We start from the raw sequence: 17,224 nt of genomic DNA on the forward strand, positions 1-17,224 counted from the left end.
TCGATGAAGTAGGTGAAGAAGAAAATCAAGAACAAATCACTTTAATCGATGAAGTAGGTGAAGAAGAAAATCAAGAACAAATCACTTTAATCGATGAAGTAGGTGAAGAAGAAAATCAAGAACAAATTAAACTTGAATCATCAAAAACTTTTGAAAATATTGAAGAAACAAAGTGGGAATCAAATGGCCTGGAAACTGCTAGTAGTAATGGAATATCTAGCAAAAATCAAAATCATAATAAAATAAATAAATTTACTGAAACCCCAAAATTACCCTTACCTTATATTAAAAATTTAAGAAAGTGGATTAACAACGATAAAAAAGCTAGTTAGCTAGAAAGAACCTAATGATATTAGTACAAGTTAAATAGTTCTCCTTCAAAGCCTGATTTAAGCATGAGCCTTCATTTTTTCTAGTCTCTTTTTAGCTTTACATCATACCCGGCATACCCATGCCACCCATACCCGGCATACCCATGCCACCCATTCCTGGCATACCCATGCCACCCATTCCTGGCATACCCATGCCACCCATACCTGGCATACCCATGCCACCCATTCCTCCCATTGGATCTCCACCTGAACCTCCAGGGGCTGCGGCTTCAGGCTCTGGAATATCTGCCATCGCAACTTCTGTTGTTAGGAGCATAGCTGCAATAGATACTGAATCTTGAAGAGCTAATCTTATTACTTTGGTTGGATCTAATATTCCTGAATCTTTTAAATCCTCATATTTTCCTGAATTAGCATTAAAACCTTTGTTAAGTCTTTTAATTTCAGCGACAACTACATCTCCATTAAAACCAGCATTTTTTGCTATTTGTTTGGTGGGTTCCAAAAGGGCTTCTTTGACTATATTTATCCCTGTTCTTAAATCATCTGAAGATGTTTCACTTAAATTTAAAAGGTCATCTGATATTTCAATTAAAGTTTGTCCTCCTCCAGAAACAACACCCTCTTCAATAGCAGCTTTCGTAGCATTAAGGGAATCTTCGATTCTCAACTTTTTATACTTCATCTCTGTTTCTGTAGCAGCCCCTACTTTGATAAGAGCTACTCCTCCGGCTAGTTTGGCTATCCTTTCATTGATTTTGTCCTGATCATACTCAGATTCAGTTATATTGACTTCTCTCTTTAATTTCTCTACTCGCGCTTTAACTAAATCTTTAGTGTCTTCGAAGGCCACAATTGTAGTTTTATCCTTTGTAATAGTTATTTTTTTTGCTTTGCCTAAATCACTAATCGATACATTATCAAGTTTCATCGATTTATCTTCGCTAATTAACTTAGCGCCTGTAAGAATTGAGATATCTTCAAGGGCAGCTTTTCTTCTCTCACCAAATAACGGGGCTCTCACGGAAGCTACATTTAAAACCCCACTATTCTTATTCAAAACCAGAGTGGTTAAAGCCTCTCCTTCGATATCTTCAGCAAGAATAAGAAAAGGTGAGCCTGACTTCTGAATTTCTTCAAGTATTGGCACTAGATCAACCAAAGTTGAGATTTTTTGATCAGTTATTAATATTTTAGGGTTTTCAAGTTCACAAACTTGTCTTTCTTGGTCTGTTACGAAATATGGAGAACTATAACCTCTATCAAAAGACATTCCTTCAGTTATATCTAATTCTGTTTCTAGTGATTGAGATTCTTCAACAGTTATTACACCATCTGACGTAACAATATCCATTGCTTTAGAGATTATAGATCCAATTTCTTCATCACCTCCAGCACTAACTGTTGCAACTTTTTGGATGTCAGAACCACTTAATGAAATACTTTTGGAACTTAATTTTTCTAAGATAAAAGCAAGGCCTGCCTCCATACCTTTTTTTAACTCCATAGGGTTGGCGCCAGAAGCAATATTTTTTAATCCCTCCTGAACCATCTTCTGAGTTAAAATGGTTGCTGTTGTTGTTCCATCACCAGCACTCTCTTTTGTCTTGGATGCAACTTGTTCTATTAATTTCGCACCTAAATTAGAAATAGGGTTTTCAATCTCGATTTCTTTAGCAACTGTAGATCCATCTCTTACTATATCTGGCGAACCAAATTTCTTTTCTATTACAACGTTTTTTGCTTTTGGCCCAATAGTAACCTTTACTGCATTAGCTACAAAATTCACACCTTTTTCTAGCGCTTCTCTTGATTCATTAGAAAAACTTAACTGTTTAGCCATGTTTACTCAATCTTTTGTCTTATTCTAATCTCCCATAGAATCATTTTTAAGGGATATTTAATTAAGTGGGGAAAGCCGAATTTCTTTTAATAGGACATACAAATTAACTCAAATAAGAGTATCTTTAAGTTATGGAAGAAACAAATAATCTTATTTTTACTCTTACTGCAATCCTCGCGATTGCTATGACATTAATATACTTTCCTTTAAGATTTTTCTTAACATTAACTGCTAGAAGTCGAAGACTAAAACTTTTGCAAAAAATTAGAAGGTTGAGGGATGAATTAGGCCAGCCTTATGAAAGTACATGACTAAATACTCATACCCCCGTCTATACTGATTGTCTGTCCTGTAATGTAACTTCCTGCATCATTTGAAACTAAGAATGACACTAAGTTTGCAATTTGAGTACAACTTCCTAATTTCCCTAAAGGAATAACTTTTAGAATCTCTTCAGTATTAAGTTTTTCAGTCATCTCTGTTTCTATAAAACCTGGAGCTATTGCATTAACATTTATACCTCTTGAGGCAAATTCTTTAGCGCAAGTTTTGGTAAATCCAATAACTCCAGCTTTGGCTGCAGAATAATTTGCTTGTCCAGGATTACCAATTATGCCAACAACAGATGAAATATTTACGATGCTACCACTTCTTTTTTTCATCATAAATTTTGAAGCATATTTTGTACAAAGAAAAACTCCTTTTAAGTTTGTATTTAGTACATCATCCCATTGTTCCGATTTCATTCTCATCAATAGTCCATCTCTAGTAATTCCAGCATTGTTAATGAGGATATCAATATTGCCATTAATTTTGATTATTTCTTCAAAAGCTGAACTGACAGAATCCTCTTTTGAAACATCAAATTTTAATTTATGAGCTTTACCTCCTGAATTTTTTATTAAATTTACAACTTCTTCAGCTTTTTCATCAGAAGAAGAGTAATTAATAAAAACTTCTGCTCCCAATCGGCTTAGTTCTAAAGCAATTTCTTTACCAATTCCTCTGCTAGCTCCAGTGATTAAAGCAATTTTTCCTGATAATGAATCTTTATTGGACATTATGAAATTTTTATAATTTTCAATCGTAGTACTATTTGTGTAAAGATATTGCTTTTATTTATAATTGTCTAGAAAATATTAAAACCTTCTATTGTGCACTTTTTAATACCAGCTGCAGGGAGCGGTAGCAGAATGAAAGCTGGAAAAAATAAATTACTTATTGATTTAGAGGGAGAGTCTTTGATTTATTGGACACTTAAATCTGTATTTTCTGCAAGCTCAACAAATTGGGTTGGAATAATTGGGCAACCGAAAGATAAAAATTTATTATTAAATTCAGCAAAGGATCTTGCCCATAAAGTTCATTGGATAAATGGTGGGGACACCAGACAACAGTCAGTTTTTAATGGTTTAAAAGCGCTGCCAAAAGATGCTGAAAAAGTTTTAATACATGATGGTGCTAGATGTCTAATTAATCCTGAATTGATAGACCTTTGTGCTAAGCAATTAGATGAAAATGAAGCTGTAATTTTGGCTACTAAGGTAACTGACACAATAAAGATTGTTGATAATGAAGGTTTTATTAAAGAAACACCAGATAGAAATTATTTATGGGCTGCGCAAACTCCTCAGGGCTTTTTAGTAGATAGATTAAAAAAAGCTCATAAGATGGCAATTGATAAAAACTGGATTGTCACAGATGATGCCTCTCTATTCGAAATGCTTAATTGGAAGGTAAAGATTATTGAAGGTACTTATTCAAATATAAAAATCACATCCCCTATAGATTTGAAAATAGCAAAACTTTTTGTGAAGAACTCCTAGTTAAAAAGGTTTATCGATACTAAGAATTCCGTTATCACCATCTAAGGTTGCTTTATATCCATAAGGAATACAAGCATTCCCTGATATGTGGCCTACGGGGAGGTCAAAAAGAATAGGAAAATCATACCCTTGGAGTCTTTCAATAATGCAGTTTTTTAGTAAATCTTTCCATTCAAGGTCACAGGAATCATTAGAAAAACTTCCGAATCCAATACCCGCAATTTCAGTAAGTATTTTAGTCATTCTGAGGTAAGTCAACATGCGATCAATTTTATAAATATCTTCATTAATATCTTCAAAAATTATTATTTTCCCTTTGCAATCCGGAAAGTGACTAGTACCAATTAAAAAAGTAGCAATAGTTAAGTTGGAAACGATAATTTCTCCTTTAGCTTGCCCACTTCTTAAGGGAATTCCTCTTATGTCCTCAACATATCCCTCAAAAAGTAAATTTCTTAATCTTTCAAGACTCCACTCTGGCTCTTTGAAAAGGCCAGTAAGCATGGGGCCATGAATAGAACCAATAAATCCTTGAGAATATTTAGATAATAATAAAGAACATGTATCTGAGAATCCAAGCATTAAACCATGCTGCCAAGAAGGTTCTTTTTCTAAAAGTCTTGCTGAACCCCAGCCTCCTTTTGCAAAAATGATTAGCTTACTATTCTGTGCTTTTTCCAGTTCTTCAAATCTAGTTAGATCATCACCTGCAAAATAACCAAATTTTTTTGATAGAGAATTATTTTCATTAATTTCCAAGCCCCAGTTTTTTAAGATTTCTATGCCTTTTTGAAAATTTTCTTCTTCATCAATAAAGGAGCCTGGAGCTAAAATATCTATTAGATCTCCTTTTTTTAATCTAAAAACCATATTTAAAATTTATGAGGCAATAATAATTCCTAATAAAATGACTCCTCCATATATTGATTGATTTTTGAAGTGATTACCAATATTTTTTATTGATTGCTTTTCTTCAGGAAATACCTTTAGTATATCTCGCTGCATTAAGATTGCCGTTGTAAGCCAAATTGGCCAAAATATAAAATCCATTTGATTAATAAATCCGCATAATGCCAGAAAAATAGAACTTAATAAATAACAAATTTGAATAGTTATTCTTGTGTTATTCTGTAGGTTAACAGCTGAACTATTTATTCCAATTTCGATATCATATTTTTTATCCGCTAAAGCATAAATCGTGTCAAAGCCAAAAGTCCAAAAAATAGTAGCTAGCCAGCAAAACAATAAAACAACACTATTCAAATTGCCTTCATTTGCGGCCCATGGAATTAAGACAGCAAAACCCCAGCATATGGATAAGATTAATTGAGGATATTTAAACCATCTTTTGGCAGAAGGATAAATTAAAATAATAGGTAAAGCTAAAAAAGCAAGAGATATGGAAAGGATCCTGCCAGGTTGAGGTAGTGACAAAGTTAAAAAGAAACTACATAAAATTAAAAAGAAAAGAATTGAATAAGCCGTTTTAAGGCCGATTTTATTTGCAGCTAGAGGTCTATTTTTTGTCCTAAAGACTCTTTGATCAATTTTTTTGTCCCAAATATCATTTACTACGCAGCCTAATCCACTTACTAGTAGCCCTCCCAGGATTATTCTTAACAACATTAAAAATGATGGATTAGCATCTGGGGTTAAATATAAACTCCATCCAGCAGGAATAAGTAAGATCATTCTTCCAGTCGGCTTATTCCACCTCAATAATTCAATAAAATTATTTAATTTAATTTGTCGATTTTTATTTCGCATATAACCTATTGTATATTTCATAACTTTAAATAATCTTACTAGGATTAAATGATATCTATTATTTAATAATCAATTTTGGGTATATTTATTAATGGATTAAAGATATCTGCATCTCATAGAAAATGATAAATAAGAAAATGATAAATAAAAAAGATTTAAGATATTTTCAGGAGAATCAAATTTTAGTAGCTTCGATAGATATTGGAACTAACTCTACACATCTCTTGGTAGCAGAAATTAATCTGGAATTAAAATCATTTTCAATAAAATTCACTGATAAATCAACCACTCGTCTTGGAGAAAGAGATGAGGAGGGAAATCTTACTGAAGAATCAATCCAAAGAGCATTAGTTACTCTTAAGCGATTTAAGGAATATTGTAAAAGTAATGGAGTAAAAGAAATAGTAACAGCAGCAACAAGTGCAGTTAGGGAATCTCCAAACGGTCAGGATTTTATTAGAAGAGTTCTTGATGAAACTAATATTCAAATAGAAATGATAAGTGGTTCTGAGGAAGCCAGATTAATTTACCTTGGTGTTCTCTCTGGTATGGCTTTTGAGGATCAGTCTTTTGTAATCATAGATATTGGAGGAGGATCTACAGAATTAATACTTGCAGATAAAAAAGATGCAATAGCTCTTACCAGTTCGAGAATTGGTGCGGTAAGGCTTAAGAATGATTTTTTTAATAAAGAGTCTATGAATTCAGAAAGATCTAGTTTTCTAAAAACTTTTATTCAAGGATCTTTAGAACCATCCGTTCGAAAAATAAAGACTAGATCTAAGGGAGATAAGACTTTATCTATGATTGCAACAAGTGGCACTGCAACCTCATTAGGAAATTTGATTTCAGAAGATTTAGGAGAATCTAAACAAAAGTTGCATGGCTATAAATTTAAAAGGGAAAATTTAAAGATTGTATTGGAAAAACTAATTAAATTGCCAGTTTCGGAAATCAAGAAAATACCTTCATTAAGTGAGAGAAGATCAGAAATAATTATTCCAGGCGCATTGATATTAAACACCGCAATGGAGATGTTGAACTTTAATGAATTAATAATAAGTGAGAGGGCACTTCGAGAGGGTTTAGTGGTTGATTGGATGCTTCGCAAAGGGATAATAAAAAACGAGTTAAGTATTCAAAGCAATATTAGAAAAACAACCATAGTTCATCAGGCCAGAAAGTTTGGAGTAGACAATACAAGAGCTGAGAAAGTTATCGATATTGCCTTTCAAATCTATGATCAGACTAAAAATATCTTTCATAGCGATAATGACCCTAAAGCTAAAGAACTTCTTTGGGCAGCTTCTAATCTTTATAATTGTGGGAAATATGTGAATGTTGGTTCATATCATAAACACTCTTGGTACTTAATAAAAAATTGTGAGTTGTTGGGATATTCTGAAGCAGAAACAAATATTATTGCTTCGATCGCTAGATACCATAGAAAGACTCTACCCAAGAAAAGACATGAGTCTTGGCAAAATTTAATATCCAAAGAAGATAAAACATTAGTTCTAGAAATGTCATTAATTTTGAGACTAGCAGCATCTCTTGATCAAAGACCTGATAAGGTAATCTCCTCAGTTCAAATAAAATTGCAGGAAAATATTCTTACTTTTGAACTTTTGCCTTTAATTAAAAACCATGATCTTTTACTTGAAAAATGGAACTTAGGGTTATGCCGTAATGTAGTAAAAGAACTTAAGAATTTGGATTTAAAAGTTATTTAATTTTTAATAAGTTCTTGTTTTGGAATTTGATTCTGAGAAGAATCTGAAAATAAATTGAAAATTAAGGACGATGCGATTAGTCCGAGAAAGCCTGAAATTAAAATAAATAATAGAAACCCTACTGGATTGAGATTCTTAGATTGACTAGATTTATAATTTTTTTTTGAAACTTCTTCAACTATTTCTTCAATTTTCACTTCTTTCCTCTCTGTCTTAAATTCGTCCATTATAAATTTTGTATCAAGTTTGAGCTTCTGTGAAATACGTCTAATCATTGCCTTGACAAATACTTTTTCAGGTAGCTTTTCTTCACAACCTTCTTCTATGGCTTCAAGTTGATGAGCTCCGATTTTTAAATCAGAAGACAATTCTTCAATAGATTGATTTCTACTTAATCTAGCCTCTTTAATAAAATTTCCAATTCTCTTTAAAGAGGAATTTTCTCCATTATTGTCGTTTGCCGAAACAGATTTTATTTCTTTCAAAGTAAGTAAATTTTTACTAATTATAGTAATTAAAAATTTTCTATCAACTTTAAGATTATTTATTCCTAAAGAGATGTTTATAAGATGGATTATAAAGATTAGATCTTTTTTGAGAATTACTAATTGCTGGGCTAATTATGTAAATGGTTGTTCTAATTAGTTTTTTCGCAATAGAAAATTTTTCCATATCTTTTAATTCTATTAATGATGTCCAACCATCATCCCAAGATACTCTGAATCCAACAATCACTTTAGTCTCTGGAGGGTAAAACTCTAGTAGTGTGTCTTGAGACCTTTTCACATGCCTAGCACTTAAATAAAGACATATTGAGGAATTGTGTTTCGCAAGATCTTTCAGAGATTCTTTTTCGGGCATCCCTGTTCGCCCTCCTGCTCTAGTTAAAATTATTGTTTGCGTTACTTCAGGGATGGTTAACTCAGCTTCATGATATGCTGCAGCAACTTGAAAAGCACTTACTCCAGGAACAACCTCGATTTCAATTTTTTCATTTTTTAAAATTTCGATTTGTTCTCTAATTGCTCCAAAAAGGCAAGGGTCTCCATCATGCAACCTTACAACAGTTTTCCCTGCCTGAAATTTTTCTATCATAATTGAGGTGATTTGCTCTAAGTTAAGTGAACTCGTTTTTATTTTTTCAGAACCTTCTTTAGCAGAATCTAAAATCTTTTCAGGAATTAGAGAATCAGTCCAAATAATGACATCTGCAATTTTTATCTTTTTTAATGCTTTTAAAGTTAATAATTCTGGATCGCCTGGACCAACACCAATAAAGGATATTTTGTTATCCATTCTTTCTATTTTTCCCACTATATGTTCTCAATCTTAAAAAAAATATTCCAATTAATCCAGATGAAAATAGAAAAATACTTATAAATTGAGCCATTCTTATACCGCCATCACAGAAAGGTGGAAGTCCACCAATGCATAGTGGGTCAGTTCTTAAACCTTCAATCCAGAATCTTCCAAAGCTATAACTTATTAAATAAAGACAGCTAATAAAGCCAGGCCTGAAAAAATCTGTTTTATTTTGTTTATTAAAGGTAATAATAAGGACGATGAAAATTAAAAGATTCCACAATGACTCATAGAGAAATGTAGGATGAAAAAATTCATAATTAATAAATTCTAAAGGCCTATTTTGAATAGGTATAAATAATTTCCAAGGCAAATTTGTAGGAACTCCAAAGGCTTCATTATTGAAAAAATTTCCCCACCTTCCTATTGATTGTCCAAGAATAATCGAGGGTATTAATATATCTATAAAAGTTTTTAAATTAATTTTTTTCGACTTACAGAAATAGATAATAGATATTAATCCTCCAATTAGACCTCCATGAATTGCTATGCCTCCTTCCCAAACTGCAAGAAAAGAAGGTATTTGAATGATGTTATTGAATAGTTCAAAAGAAGTAAAAAAGTTCTCTCCGCTATATTGCCTCCACTCAAAAATTACGTAATAAGCTCTAGCTCCAATTATTGAAGAGATTATTAATGATGGAAGTATTTCACTAATGTACTCTGGGTTTATATTTCTTGCCTTTGCTAGTTTTTTAGAGACAAATAGGCCTATTAAAACTGAAACCGAAATAAGAAGTCCGTACCATCTAATAGTTATAAATCCTAAATTTAAAATAGATTCTCCTGGAGATTGTATAAAAGCTTGAAGTATAAGCATTTAGAGAAAGTTAGATACCCTCTGCTGCTTGCACTTTTTCTACTTGTTTTTTCTTTAATACTAAAAGTATTTGTGTTAAGCCTACACCAATGAAGAATGCAATCAATCCAATAACTCTATAAGGGCTCTGAAGCACAACCTCAGCATCTAATTGTCCAAAGCCACCAACGTTGGGATCATTAGTAAGAGGGTCACCCACATTAATTTTGTCTTGCTCATTTACGATAAGTTGAGGACCAACAGGCACTGCTTCAGTAGTTATTTCACCATTATCGTTTTCTATATTGACTAGATAGCTACCATCTTCAATTGTTTCTATTGAATTTATAGTTCCTGCGGTGGAAGAAGTGAATACTACATTATTGCTCTTGTCTCCAGTTGGATATACCTGACCTCTACCTCTATTGCCTCCAATATGCAACGAGTATTTTCCATAGTGATATTCTTTATTAGTGGATGGGTCAGGGGAAAGTACAGGGAAAACGATTTCTTTATTGGTATCGCCAGGTAAAGGTCCGACAATAATGATATTATCTTTCTCTTCACTGTAATTAGTGAAGTAAACACCTTCTGTCTCTTCTTTTATTTCTTCGGTCCATCTTTCTTGTGGAGCAAGTTTAAAGCCATCAGGCAGCATTACAACAGCACCAACTTGTAATGGGACTTCCGAACCATCAGCACCTATCTCTTTTAAATCATTTTTGTAGGGTATTTTGACTACAGCTTTGAAAACACTGTCTGCTCCAACAGATTGGGGAACTTCTGCAATTGTAGGCATCTGAGCTAGATGACAATTTGCACAGACTATCTTACCTGTGGCTTCTCTTGGGGATTCGTAGTTTTGCTGAGCCCAAAATGGATAAGCAAAACTAATCTTTGGATAAAATACAATGCTTGAAATGAAAAGCAGAGTACAGATTAATAAACTTGTTTTTTTCATGATTTGATTTTTAAGACCTTTCATTTTTTTATGCCCACCATGGATTTTCATTAGTTCTAAAGTCAGTTTCTGACCATTGTTTGACGAGTACAGCATCATCTTCAATATCGACATGAGCTAGAGCTAAAGATAAAGGCGCAGGCCCTCTTACTACCTTCCCGTTAGTATCGTACTGACTGCCGTGACAAGGACATATGAATTTATTAGCACCACTATCCCATGGAACAACGCAACCTAAATGAGTACAAATTGCATTTAAACCAAATTCTCCTATTTCCCCACCCTCATTAACTATTAAATAAGTTGGATCTCCCTTTAGACCCTGAACTAAACTTCTGTCTCCTGCTTGATGGGTAGCTAACCAACCTGTCTTAGTTATTGGATTCCCTAATTCATCTTTGGCAGAAGTTCCACCTCCACCACCGCCTGCTCTTAAAGGCATGAAATAATTCGCTACAGGGTAAAGGGCTCCTAAAGCTACACCAGTTGCAGTACCAAATGTAAGAAGATTCATAAATTGCCTTCGACCCATTGAAGGGACATCATTGGAACTTAATTGAGTCATTCGCTACTTGGTTCTGTTATTTATTAGTTATTATGGAGCAAATTGTTCAATTTCTGTTGCAAATAGATAGGACTTTTAATAATTTAAAGTAAAAGTTTAGGAAGTCTTAATTAATTAATTTAAATGAACCCTTTGCTAGTAGATGAAGTTATACATTATTTGATTCATCGCTGGGGGAAAAAATATGATTTTAGACTCTTTAGAAGAGGAAAATTCGTGTATTTTCAAATGATGTGGGGATTTCTTGGACAGGAATCATTCCCTTTAAGTGAAGATGAATATAAAAAATCGATAGCTGATAAAATCGAGATTTTAAATAGATGTGGATATTCAGAAGAAGTAAGGGAATGGCTAATGAAAGTCAACGCTAAGCCAAGGTTAGGAAGAGCTGTCAGCTTGCAATTAGATCTTAATGAGAAGATGAAAGAGTTTTTGACTTAAGATTTTCTGATAAGTAAGTTAATCCAGTACCCACAAAAAATAAAAACACAATCGATATAGATAGCAATGACATAGTCAATGGGTCAGTTGAAGGGGTAATCACTGCAGATAATATTGCAGAGGAAATTACAACTATCTTCCAATTCGAAATCATTTTTTCTGTTGTGATTATTCCAAGAGAACCAAGAATAAATTGTAATACTGGCAATTGAAAAGCTATTGCGGTGCTAGACATTAATAAGAGAACAAAATCAAAATATCTTTCTATAGACCAAGTTGGTTCAACAATATCAGCACCGAAACTAATGAAGAAATTTATTGCTGCAGGGACTAATATCCACCATGAAAAAATTAATCCTAAAAAAAACAGAAGACCTGAACCAAAAACTGCAGGTAAGATGAGGCTTTTTTCTTGTTTTGTTAAACCAGGAGAAATGAATAATATTATTTGATAAAAAATATAAGGCATAGAAACTATCAATCCGCTGTAACCTGCAACTTTAATAGCGACAAATAAAAACTCTCCTGGAGCAAGTTGTAGTAAATGAATATCACCAGCTGGAATTTCTAAAAAAGATATTAATGGCTTTATGATGAGAAAACTAAAGAATATTGAAATAAGTATTGAGTAAATTGAGTTTAGTATCCTTTGACGAAGCTCCTCTAAATGATCACTAAAAGTCATCGAATCTGATAATTTATTTTCACTTTGACCTGTACCTCTCATTATTATTTCATAAAAATTGTGTAAGAAAAAGGTTTAAAACTTCTATTGTCAAAGTCCAATTTATTTTTCGATAAACTTAATTATTTGCTTAATTTAGGATTTGTTGGATCTGGTAATAAGAAAGGAGGGGCATCATTTAGAGATGATTCACCATAAGTTTCATATTCTCTATATCCACCCATTTTCCCATTTGTTTTCATTAAAGCGCTTACGAAGGCAAGTAGTAAGAAAACAGTAGGAGCTCCAATTATTAAAGCAGCACCAAATAGATATCCAACAATAAATTCTGGAAAGCTATGATTTCCTAAAAATTCATGAGTGCCTAAAAGAAAATCAAACATTTAGATTTAAAAATTTTTTTTATTATAAACTAAATTACTGTTTTAAGATTTTTTTTAATGTAATCTTCTCCTCTTGTAGGATTTCCCCAAATAATTTCTCCATTTTTAAAGGAAACGCAACCTGGCCCTCCGTTTTTGATTTTTTGCAAATCTTTAATCTTTACTAAATTAATTGGAACTTTAATGTTTCTTTTTGCCTTACTAAATAAAGCAGCTAAATCTGCAGCTATTTGAAGATCTTGTTCAGATGCTACTTGAGATGAAGACTTCAAAACTACATGACTGCCTGGTGATTCCTGTGCATGAAACCATAAATCGCCTTTTTTTGAGAATTTAAAGCTTATTAAATCATTTTGCCTCATATTTCGCCCTACCTGAAGCTTCAATCCTGTGGGAGTGTCAACTTGAATTGGTGAAGACTCTATCTCATATATACTTTTCTGATCTTCTCTTTGCTTCTTGATATTGAACTCGTTACAAATTTCTTCCATAATTTCTTCTAGTAGCTTGATTCTCATAAAAAGTTTTTCATGATTTAAAGAATTTAAATTTTCTAGAAGCATAGTGAATTCGTCTAATCTCTCTATATTTGTTTTGTAAATACTTAATCTTTCTTTTATTAATTCTCTAGATCTCTTTAGTTTTTTTGATTTTTTATATAGTTTTTGTCCCTTTATAATATCTTGTTTTTTAATTTCATGTGAGGCAAATATAATATCAGCTTTTTCTTTATATATCTCGTAGTTTTCTGATTTTTTCAGAAGATCAAATTGAATATTTAAATTCTTTTTCTCAGTATTGGTCTGTTTAAAAATTATCCCTTCAATTTTCTTTTCCAATAATTCAAGTTTTTTTTGTTTCAGATAATAATCATAATAATTCTCTAAACTATTGCATAAATCTATTTTATTTTCGCAATTAATTTCTTTATCAAAAAACCAAACGCAATAAAAATCATCGTTAAATGTAGAAAACTTAAAGTTATTGTTTTTAAACCTATTTATCCAAATCTTCCAATTTTTAAATATCTCCTTTAAGTCTGAATCGCTAATGAAATCGATATTTTTTTCCATTATTTGCGGATTACCAGTTTTACTAATAACCTCTAATTGTTTTGTGAGGATAGGGCTTACTCCTTGATAGGTATTTATTAAACAGTATTTCAAAGACTCAGGTACTATTGAAATTGAGTTTTTCCATGATTGAAAAGACTCATCTTCTCTAGGTTGTTTTTTGAGATTAATTGGAGGGCCAGAATAAATTGATCCTGTTGAAATTGTTCTAAAACTAGATTGACTTGATTTAATTTGTTTACCAACGGCAATTATTTTTTGTTTATTATCCAAATAAAAAATATTGCTATGTTTTCCCATTAATTCAAAAATTAAATATTTATTAATTTCATCTCCAGGTTTTTTTGCAAAACTAAATTTTATAACTCTCTCGAAATCATCTTGATCAATCGAAATTAAAGCCATATACTTTAATCCATATCTTATTTGTTTAGAAAGTGTGCTTTCTCTCCCAATCTTTTCTGGCTTATTTATCTTTAGTATTCTAGGAGAGTCTCCATTCCATGAAACTTCTAACCATGTTTGAGAATTAACTCCTCTGAAACATAATTGAATTGTATTAGGCTCTGGTTGTTGGGCAGTATCAAACTTTGTAGGTAAGATGTTCTTCGTCAAATAATGCAAGACAGATCTAATAGATGTAATATCCATTATCTGTGGAACACCTTTTTGCATTATTCCATTCCTTTTTAATTCACAAGATGTTTATCTTACTGTAAAAATTTTAATATGAAAAATCAAAAAAAACTTATTATCCTTACTGGACCCAGCGGGGTAGGTAAAGGAACAGTTGTTAAAGAAATATTAGGTAAAGAAAAAAATTTTTGGCTTTCAATATCTGCAACTACTAGAGAACCTAGAGAGGGAGAGAAAGACGGAGAAAATTACTATTTCTTAAATCAAGAAAAGTTTAAAGTAATGATTGAACAAAACCTTTTCCTTGAATGGGCTCAATTCGCTGGAAACTACTATGGAACCCCTTTGTCTTCTGTTAATGAGAAAATAAAAAAGGGATTTACCGTTCTACTTGAAATTGAAGTAGAGGGTGCAAGGCAAATAAAAAATAAGTTTCCTAATTCACTGTCAATATTTTTACTTCCTCCGGATAAAGAAGAGTTAGAGAGAAGAATAAGAAATAGGGGTACAGAAAAAGAAGAAGCAATTAAGAAAAGACTCTCAAGGGCTAATTATGAGATTTCAGTATCAAATCAATTTGATTTTGCATTAACAAATCACAATGTTGATGAAACAGCAAAAAAAATAATCAAGTTAATAAAAACTTGATTATTTTCTCTTTATCAACTCATAGGATGGAATAATAAATCTGGGAAAAACCTATTAAATTCAATAATTATTCCAGCTGTAAGGCTTAGCCAAATTGCTGCTACCACTGGAGCAGATCTGACAAATTTTGTGTTTAGAATTTTGAACATTTGTTTTATGAAAGTTTTTTAAGGATGTTTAGCGAGGACCATTAAGTGTAATATTGTTGTCTTTCTCTCTTAAATCTCCATTTCTACCTTGTTTATTAGCAAGAAGAGGCCATTGCGCTCCTTTGACAAGACATTTTCTGGCTAAGTCTAGGTCAATAATGATCTCAAGATCTGCTGGATTCTTAGTCTTTTTTGATTCAATGAGATACTCTCTTCCTGACCAACCAATAATTCCAGCAATGTAAATAAACAATACTCCTGGTATAAGTAAATCTCCTTCATGACCTCTATTTAAAAGGGCTCCCCATGGCTCAAGAGGAGGTCCAATTATTAAATGTGGAAGACCATCATCTCCGCATGATGCTTTCCCATATCTTTCAAATCTTGCGATGTCTTTTTGAGTAGTTGCAGTATTTGCTCTCTCAATGAATTTAGGATTATCAGAGCATTTTGTGAGGGCTGAAGCAGTATATTCTGTGCTAGCTCTATCTGCGTTTAAGGCAGGCCCATTTGCAGCTAGAGCAATTGGAGTAATTCCGAGGAACAGAAAAACTGAGGTTATGATTGAAAAAAAGAATTTCATAAGTTGCAATCTTTAATTCCTTATAGTGTGTTAAGTAAGAAATTAATATTAAAATAAGACAAGTTGAATCAAAAATGCATAAAGTTTTAGCTATTGAAACAAGTTGTGATGAGACATCTGTCTCAATAGTTTCCAATATTGGCGATACTTTTAGAATACATTCAAATATAGTTGCCTCTCAAATTGAAGATCATTCAAAATGGGGAGGAGTTGTGCCTGAACTTGCAGCTAGAAAGCATTTAGAGTTATTACCTTTTGTTTTAGATAAGGCTTTGGAAGAATCAAAGATTAAAATTGAGGAAGTCGATTACATTGCGTCAACTGTAGCTCCTGGATTAGTTGGTTGTTTACGAGTTGGCTCAATTACTGCAAGATCACTTTGCATGTTACATTCAAAACCATTTTTGGGGATTCATCATTTGGAGGGGCATTTATCTTCAATTCTATTTTCAGAAAACTATCCAAAGAAATCTTTTCTTACATTACTTGTTAGCGGTGGGCATACTGAATTGATTAAGGTTGATGATAGAAGGGGGATGCAAAGATTAGGTAAAAGTTTTGATGATGCTGCTGGAGAAGCATTTGATAAAGTTGGCAGACTATTAGGTCTTAGTTATCCAGGAGGACCGGCAATAGAAAAGATTGCTAAAAATGGGGACCCAATGAAATTTAATTTACCAAAATGCAAGATATCTGATAAAAAAGGTGGATTTCTCAAATATGATTTCTCTTTTAGTGGTCTAAAAACTGCCGTATTGAGATTAGTTGAGAGAATAAATTTGGATGGGAAGACAGTTCCAATTCCAGATATCGCTGCAAGTTTTGAGAGAGTAGTGGCAGAGGTGTTGGTAGAGAGAACAATAAAATGCGCAGAGGATCATAGCTTGGATAATGTTGTTGTGGTTGGAGGAGTGGCTGCTAACAATACATTAAGAAAAATGATGATTAATGAAGCTAGTAAAAAATCTATTAAAGTTCATTTAGCTCCGCTTGATCTTTGTACAGATAATGCGGCAATGATTGGAGCGGCGGCTTTGTTCAGAATCAAATTTAAGGATCATTTAAGTTCCCTTAAACTAGGTGTCGCAGCAAGACTATCAATTGAACAAGCAAACACCCTTTATGAAGAAAACCCTCCTTTCTAATTTCAATGAACAAACAACCTAAAATCGAGATTAAAGAAACAAAAAACTTTGTTGATAAAAAGGAACTGAATTTGTGGAAAAGAGGATTTACCCCTCAAGCTGAAATATGGAATGGAAGGATGGCAACTGTTGGTATTGGAATTATATTTATAATTATTGCTTTAATAAGCCAGCTTTCTTAATAGAAATAAGATTCATTTTTAAAAAGTAGTTTTGAAAGATTTAATAGAAATTCCCCTTCTTCAACTGATTAATTAAATTAAAAAGTATTGTATTTATTGGACTTGAGATAA

Annotated in this window: 21 protein-coding genes and 1 pseudogene; 8 read left to right on the forward strand and 14 right to left on the reverse strand. The window is 32.4% G+C overall.

The window, feature by feature from the left end:
- Positions 1–332: pseudogene (locus HA148_RS02350) on the forward strand (glycoprotein); the annotation flags it as partial.
- A 97-nt stretch (positions 333–429) separates the two neighbouring features.
- Here the strand turns inward: HA148_RS02350 and groL are convergent.
- The gene (gene groL / locus HA148_RS02355; protein ID WP_209129860.1) at positions 430–2,175 is read right to left on the reverse strand and encodes a chaperonin GroEL; all 1,746 of its coding nucleotides are present in this window, start codon (positions 2,173–2,175) and stop codon (positions 430–432) included.
- Between the two features lie 131 nt (positions 2,176–2,306).
- Here groL and HA148_RS02360 point away from each other — a divergent pair, with 131 nt between their 5' ends.
- Positions 2,307–2,486, forward strand: coding sequence for a hypothetical protein (locus HA148_RS02360; RefSeq protein ID WP_011862475.1), 180 nt, complete (start codon positions 2,307–2,309; stop codon positions 2,484–2,486).
- On the opposite strand, the gene fabG is transcribed toward HA148_RS02360, so the two are convergent.
- Entirely contained in the window at positions 2,487–3,236 is a 750-nt protein-coding gene (gene fabG, locus HA148_RS02365; protein ID WP_209129863.1) for a 3-oxoacyl-[acyl-carrier-protein] reductase, read from the reverse strand. It abuts the gene before it with no gap.
- A gap of 93 nt (positions 3,237–3,329) precedes the next feature.
- Here fabG and ispD point away from each other — a divergent pair, with 93 nt between their 5' ends.
- Positions 3,330–4,001 (forward strand): 2-C-methyl-D-erythritol 4-phosphate cytidylyltransferase, encoded by a 672-nt coding sequence (gene ispD, locus HA148_RS02370; RefSeq protein ID WP_209129865.1) that lies wholly within the window; start codon positions 3,330–3,332, stop codon positions 3,999–4,001.
- Here ispD and HA148_RS02375 read toward each other — a convergent pair whose 3' ends face one another.
- Both HA148_RS02375 and HA148_RS02380 read right to left on the reverse strand, forming a co-directional pair.
- A complete protein-coding gene (locus tag HA148_RS02375) occupies positions 4,002–4,871 on the reverse strand; it encodes an LD-carboxypeptidase (RefSeq protein WP_209129867.1) in 870 nt (289 codons plus the stop codon).
- 9 nt (positions 4,872–4,880) lie between these two features.
- On the reverse strand, positions 4,881–5,789 hold the full coding sequence (locus HA148_RS02380) for a 4-hydroxybenzoate polyprenyltransferase (protein ID WP_374938800.1): 909 nt from the start codon (positions 5,787–5,789) through the stop codon (positions 4,881–4,883).
- 116 nt (positions 5,790–5,905) lie between these two features.
- Between HA148_RS02380 and HA148_RS02385 the strand changes: the two genes are divergently transcribed.
- Positions 5,906–7,501, forward strand: coding sequence for a Ppx/GppA phosphatase family protein (locus HA148_RS02385; RefSeq protein WP_209129869.1), 1,596 nt, complete (start codon positions 5,906–5,908; stop codon positions 7,499–7,501).
- On the opposite strand, the gene HA148_RS02390 is transcribed toward HA148_RS02385, so the two are convergent.
- Genes HA148_RS02390 through petC form a run of 5 tightly spaced genes read right to left on the reverse strand, consistent with a single transcriptional unit; the run spans position 7,498 to position 11,188 of the window.
- Positions 7,498–7,986 (reverse strand): helix-turn-helix domain-containing protein, encoded by a 489-nt coding sequence (locus HA148_RS02390; protein WP_209129871.1) that lies wholly within the window; start codon positions 7,984–7,986, stop codon positions 7,498–7,500. The genes HA148_RS02385 and HA148_RS02390 overlap by 4 nt on opposite strands.
- Positions 7,987–8,041: 55 nt before the next feature.
- Positions 8,042–8,797: a precorrin-4 C(11)-methyltransferase gene (gene cobM / locus HA148_RS02395; protein ID WP_209129873.1), complete on the reverse strand. Its 756-nt coding sequence runs from the start codon at positions 8,795–8,797 to the stop codon at positions 8,042–8,044.
- Complete coding sequence (gene lgt, locus HA148_RS02400; RefSeq protein WP_209129875.1) at positions 8,790–9,683, reverse strand: prolipoprotein diacylglyceryl transferase; 894 nt, start codon at positions 9,681–9,683, stop codon at positions 8,790–8,792. The genes cobM and lgt overlap by 8 nt, the downstream gene beginning before the upstream one ends.
- A gap of 10 nt (positions 9,684–9,693) precedes the next feature.
- Positions 9,694–10,626, reverse strand: coding sequence for a cytochrome f (gene petA, locus HA148_RS02405; RefSeq protein WP_374938801.1), 933 nt, complete (start codon positions 10,624–10,626; stop codon positions 9,694–9,696).
- Between the two features lie 25 nt (positions 10,627–10,651).
- The gene (gene petC / locus HA148_RS02410) at positions 10,652–11,188 is read right to left on the reverse strand and encodes a cytochrome b6-f complex iron-sulfur subunit (RefSeq protein WP_011817974.1); all 537 of its coding nucleotides are present in this window, start codon (positions 11,186–11,188) and stop codon (positions 10,652–10,654) included.
- Positions 11,189–11,311: 123 nt separating this feature from the next.
- Here petC and HA148_RS02415 point away from each other — a divergent pair, with 123 nt between their 5' ends.
- Positions 11,312–11,629 carry a DUF3067 family protein gene (locus HA148_RS02415; protein ID WP_209129879.1) on the forward strand — a complete coding sequence of 106 codons (318 nt, stop codon included), beginning with the start codon at positions 11,312–11,314 and terminating at the stop codon, positions 11,627–11,629.
- On the opposite strand, the gene tatC is transcribed toward HA148_RS02415, so the two are convergent.
- The 3 genes from tatC to HA148_RS02430 all read right to left on the reverse strand — a co-directional run bounded on the left by tatC (position 11,598) and on the right by HA148_RS02430 (position 14,421).
- Entirely contained in the window at positions 11,598–12,356 is a 759-nt protein-coding gene (gene tatC / locus HA148_RS02420) for a twin-arginine translocase subunit TatC (protein WP_002807537.1), read from the reverse strand. The two genes, HA148_RS02415 and tatC, sit on opposite strands and share 32 nt — an antisense overlap.
- An 80-nt stretch (positions 12,357–12,436) precedes the next feature.
- Positions 12,437–12,697, reverse strand: a complete 261-nt coding sequence (locus tag HA148_RS02425) for a hypothetical protein (protein WP_011376025.1) — start codon at positions 12,695–12,697, stop codon at positions 12,437–12,439.
- Positions 12,698–12,726: 29 nt separating this feature from the next.
- Complete coding sequence (locus HA148_RS02430) at positions 12,727–14,421, reverse strand: Rqc2 family fibronectin-binding protein (protein ID WP_209130240.1); 1,695 nt, start codon at positions 14,419–14,421, stop codon at positions 12,727–12,729.
- Between the two features lie 78 nt (positions 14,422–14,499).
- Between HA148_RS02430 and gmk the strand changes: the two genes are divergently transcribed.
- Entirely contained in the window at positions 14,500–15,054 is a 555-nt protein-coding gene (gene gmk, locus HA148_RS02435) for a guanylate kinase (protein WP_209129881.1), read from the forward strand.
- 14 nt (positions 15,055–15,068) lie between these two features.
- On the opposite strand, the gene psaJ is transcribed toward gmk, so the two are convergent.
- Together psaJ and HA148_RS02445 are read right to left on the reverse strand one after the other, a co-directional pair.
- Complete coding sequence (psaJ, locus tag HA148_RS02440) at positions 15,069–15,203, reverse strand: photosystem I reaction center subunit IX (protein ID WP_011862490.1); 135 nt, start codon at positions 15,201–15,203, stop codon at positions 15,069–15,071.
- Positions 15,204–15,231: 28 nt separating this feature from the next.
- The gene (locus tag HA148_RS02445) at positions 15,232–15,786 is read right to left on the reverse strand and encodes a Photosystem I reaction center subunit III (protein WP_209129883.1); all 555 of its coding nucleotides are present in this window, start codon (positions 15,784–15,786) and stop codon (positions 15,232–15,234) included.
- Positions 15,787–15,860: 74 nt separating this feature from the next.
- Between HA148_RS02445 and tsaD the strand changes: the two genes are divergently transcribed.
- Both tsaD and HA148_RS02455 read left to right on the forward strand, forming a co-directional pair.
- Positions 15,861–16,931, forward strand: coding sequence for a tRNA (adenosine(37)-N6)-threonylcarbamoyltransferase complex transferase subunit TsaD (tsaD, locus tag HA148_RS02450; protein ID WP_209129885.1), 1,071 nt, complete (start codon positions 15,861–15,863; stop codon positions 16,929–16,931).
- 5 nt (positions 16,932–16,936) lie between these two features.
- Positions 16,937–17,113: a high light inducible protein gene (locus tag HA148_RS02455; RefSeq protein ID WP_209129887.1), complete on the forward strand. Its 177-nt coding sequence runs from the start codon at positions 16,937–16,939 to the stop codon at positions 17,111–17,113.
- The last annotated feature ends 111 nt before the right edge of the window (positions 17,114–17,224 follow it).

Origin of the sequence: Prochlorococcus marinus XMU1405, from assembly GCF_017696275.1 — a bacterium.
Lineage (GTDB): Bacteria > Cyanobacteriota > Cyanobacteriia > PCC-6307 > Cyanobiaceae > Prochlorococcus_A > Prochlorococcus_A marinus_AB.

What these genes read in the sequence shown, in the direction of transcription:
- groL (WP_209129860.1), bottom strand. Translation starts at nt 2,175, where the DNA reads ATGGCTAAACAGTTAAGTTTTTCTAATGAATCAAGAGAAGCGCTAGAA.
- HA148_RS02360 (WP_011862475.1), top strand. Translation starts at nt 2,307, where the DNA reads ATGGAAGAAACAAATAATCTTATTTTTACTCTTACTGCAATCCTCGCG.
- fabG (WP_209129863.1), bottom strand. Translation starts at nt 3,236, where the DNA reads ATGTCCAATAAAGATTCATTATCAGGAAAAATTGCTTTAATCACTGGA.
- HA148_RS02375 (WP_209129867.1), bottom strand. Translation starts at nt 4,871, where the DNA reads ATGGTTTTTAGATTAAAAAAAGGAGATCTAATAGATATTTTAGCTCCA.
- HA148_RS02380 (WP_374938800.1), bottom strand. Translation starts at nt 5,789, where the DNA reads ATGAAATATACAATAGGTTATATGCGAAATAAAAATCGACAAATTAAA.
- HA148_RS02385 (WP_209129869.1), top strand. Translation starts at nt 5,906, where the DNA reads ATGATAAATAAAAAAGATTTAAGATATTTTCAGGAGAATCAAATTTTA.
- cobM (WP_209129873.1), bottom strand. Translation starts at nt 8,797, where the DNA reads ATGGATAACAAAATATCCTTTATTGGTGTTGGTCCAGGCGATCCAGAA.
- lgt (WP_209129875.1), bottom strand. Translation starts at nt 9,683, where the DNA reads ATGCTTATACTTCAAGCTTTTATACAATCTCCAGGAGAATCTATTTTA.
- petC (WP_011817974.1), bottom strand. Translation starts at nt 11,188, where the DNA reads ATGACTCAATTAAGTTCCAATGATGTCCCTTCAATGGGTCGAAGGCAA.
- HA148_RS02415 (WP_209129879.1), top strand. Translation starts at nt 11,312, where the DNA reads ATGAACCCTTTGCTAGTAGATGAAGTTATACATTATTTGATTCATCGC.
- tatC (WP_002807537.1), bottom strand. Translation starts at nt 12,356, where the DNA reads ATGAGAGGTACAGGTCAAAGTGAAAATAAATTATCAGATTCGATGACT.
- HA148_RS02425 (WP_011376025.1), bottom strand. Translation starts at nt 12,697, where the DNA reads ATGTTTGATTTTCTTTTAGGCACTCATGAATTTTTAGGAAATCATAGC.
- HA148_RS02430 (WP_209130240.1), bottom strand. Translation starts at nt 14,421, where the DNA reads ATGGATATTACATCTATTAGATCTGTCTTGCATTATTTGACGAAGAAC.
- gmk (WP_209129881.1), top strand. Translation starts at nt 14,500, where the DNA reads ATGAAAAATCAAAAAAAACTTATTATCCTTACTGGACCCAGCGGGGTA.
- psaJ (WP_011862490.1), bottom strand. Translation starts at nt 15,203, where the DNA reads ATGTTCAAAATTCTAAACACAAAATTTGTCAGATCTGCTCCAGTGGTA.
- HA148_RS02445 (WP_209129883.1), bottom strand. Translation starts at nt 15,786, where the DNA reads ATGAAATTCTTTTTTTCAATCATAACCTCAGTTTTTCTGTTCCTCGGA.
- tsaD (WP_209129885.1), top strand. Translation starts at nt 15,861, where the DNA reads ATGCATAAAGTTTTAGCTATTGAAACAAGTTGTGATGAGACATCTGTC.
- HA148_RS02455 (WP_209129887.1), top strand. Translation starts at nt 16,937, where the DNA reads ATGAACAAACAACCTAAAATCGAGATTAAAGAAACAAAAAACTTTGTT.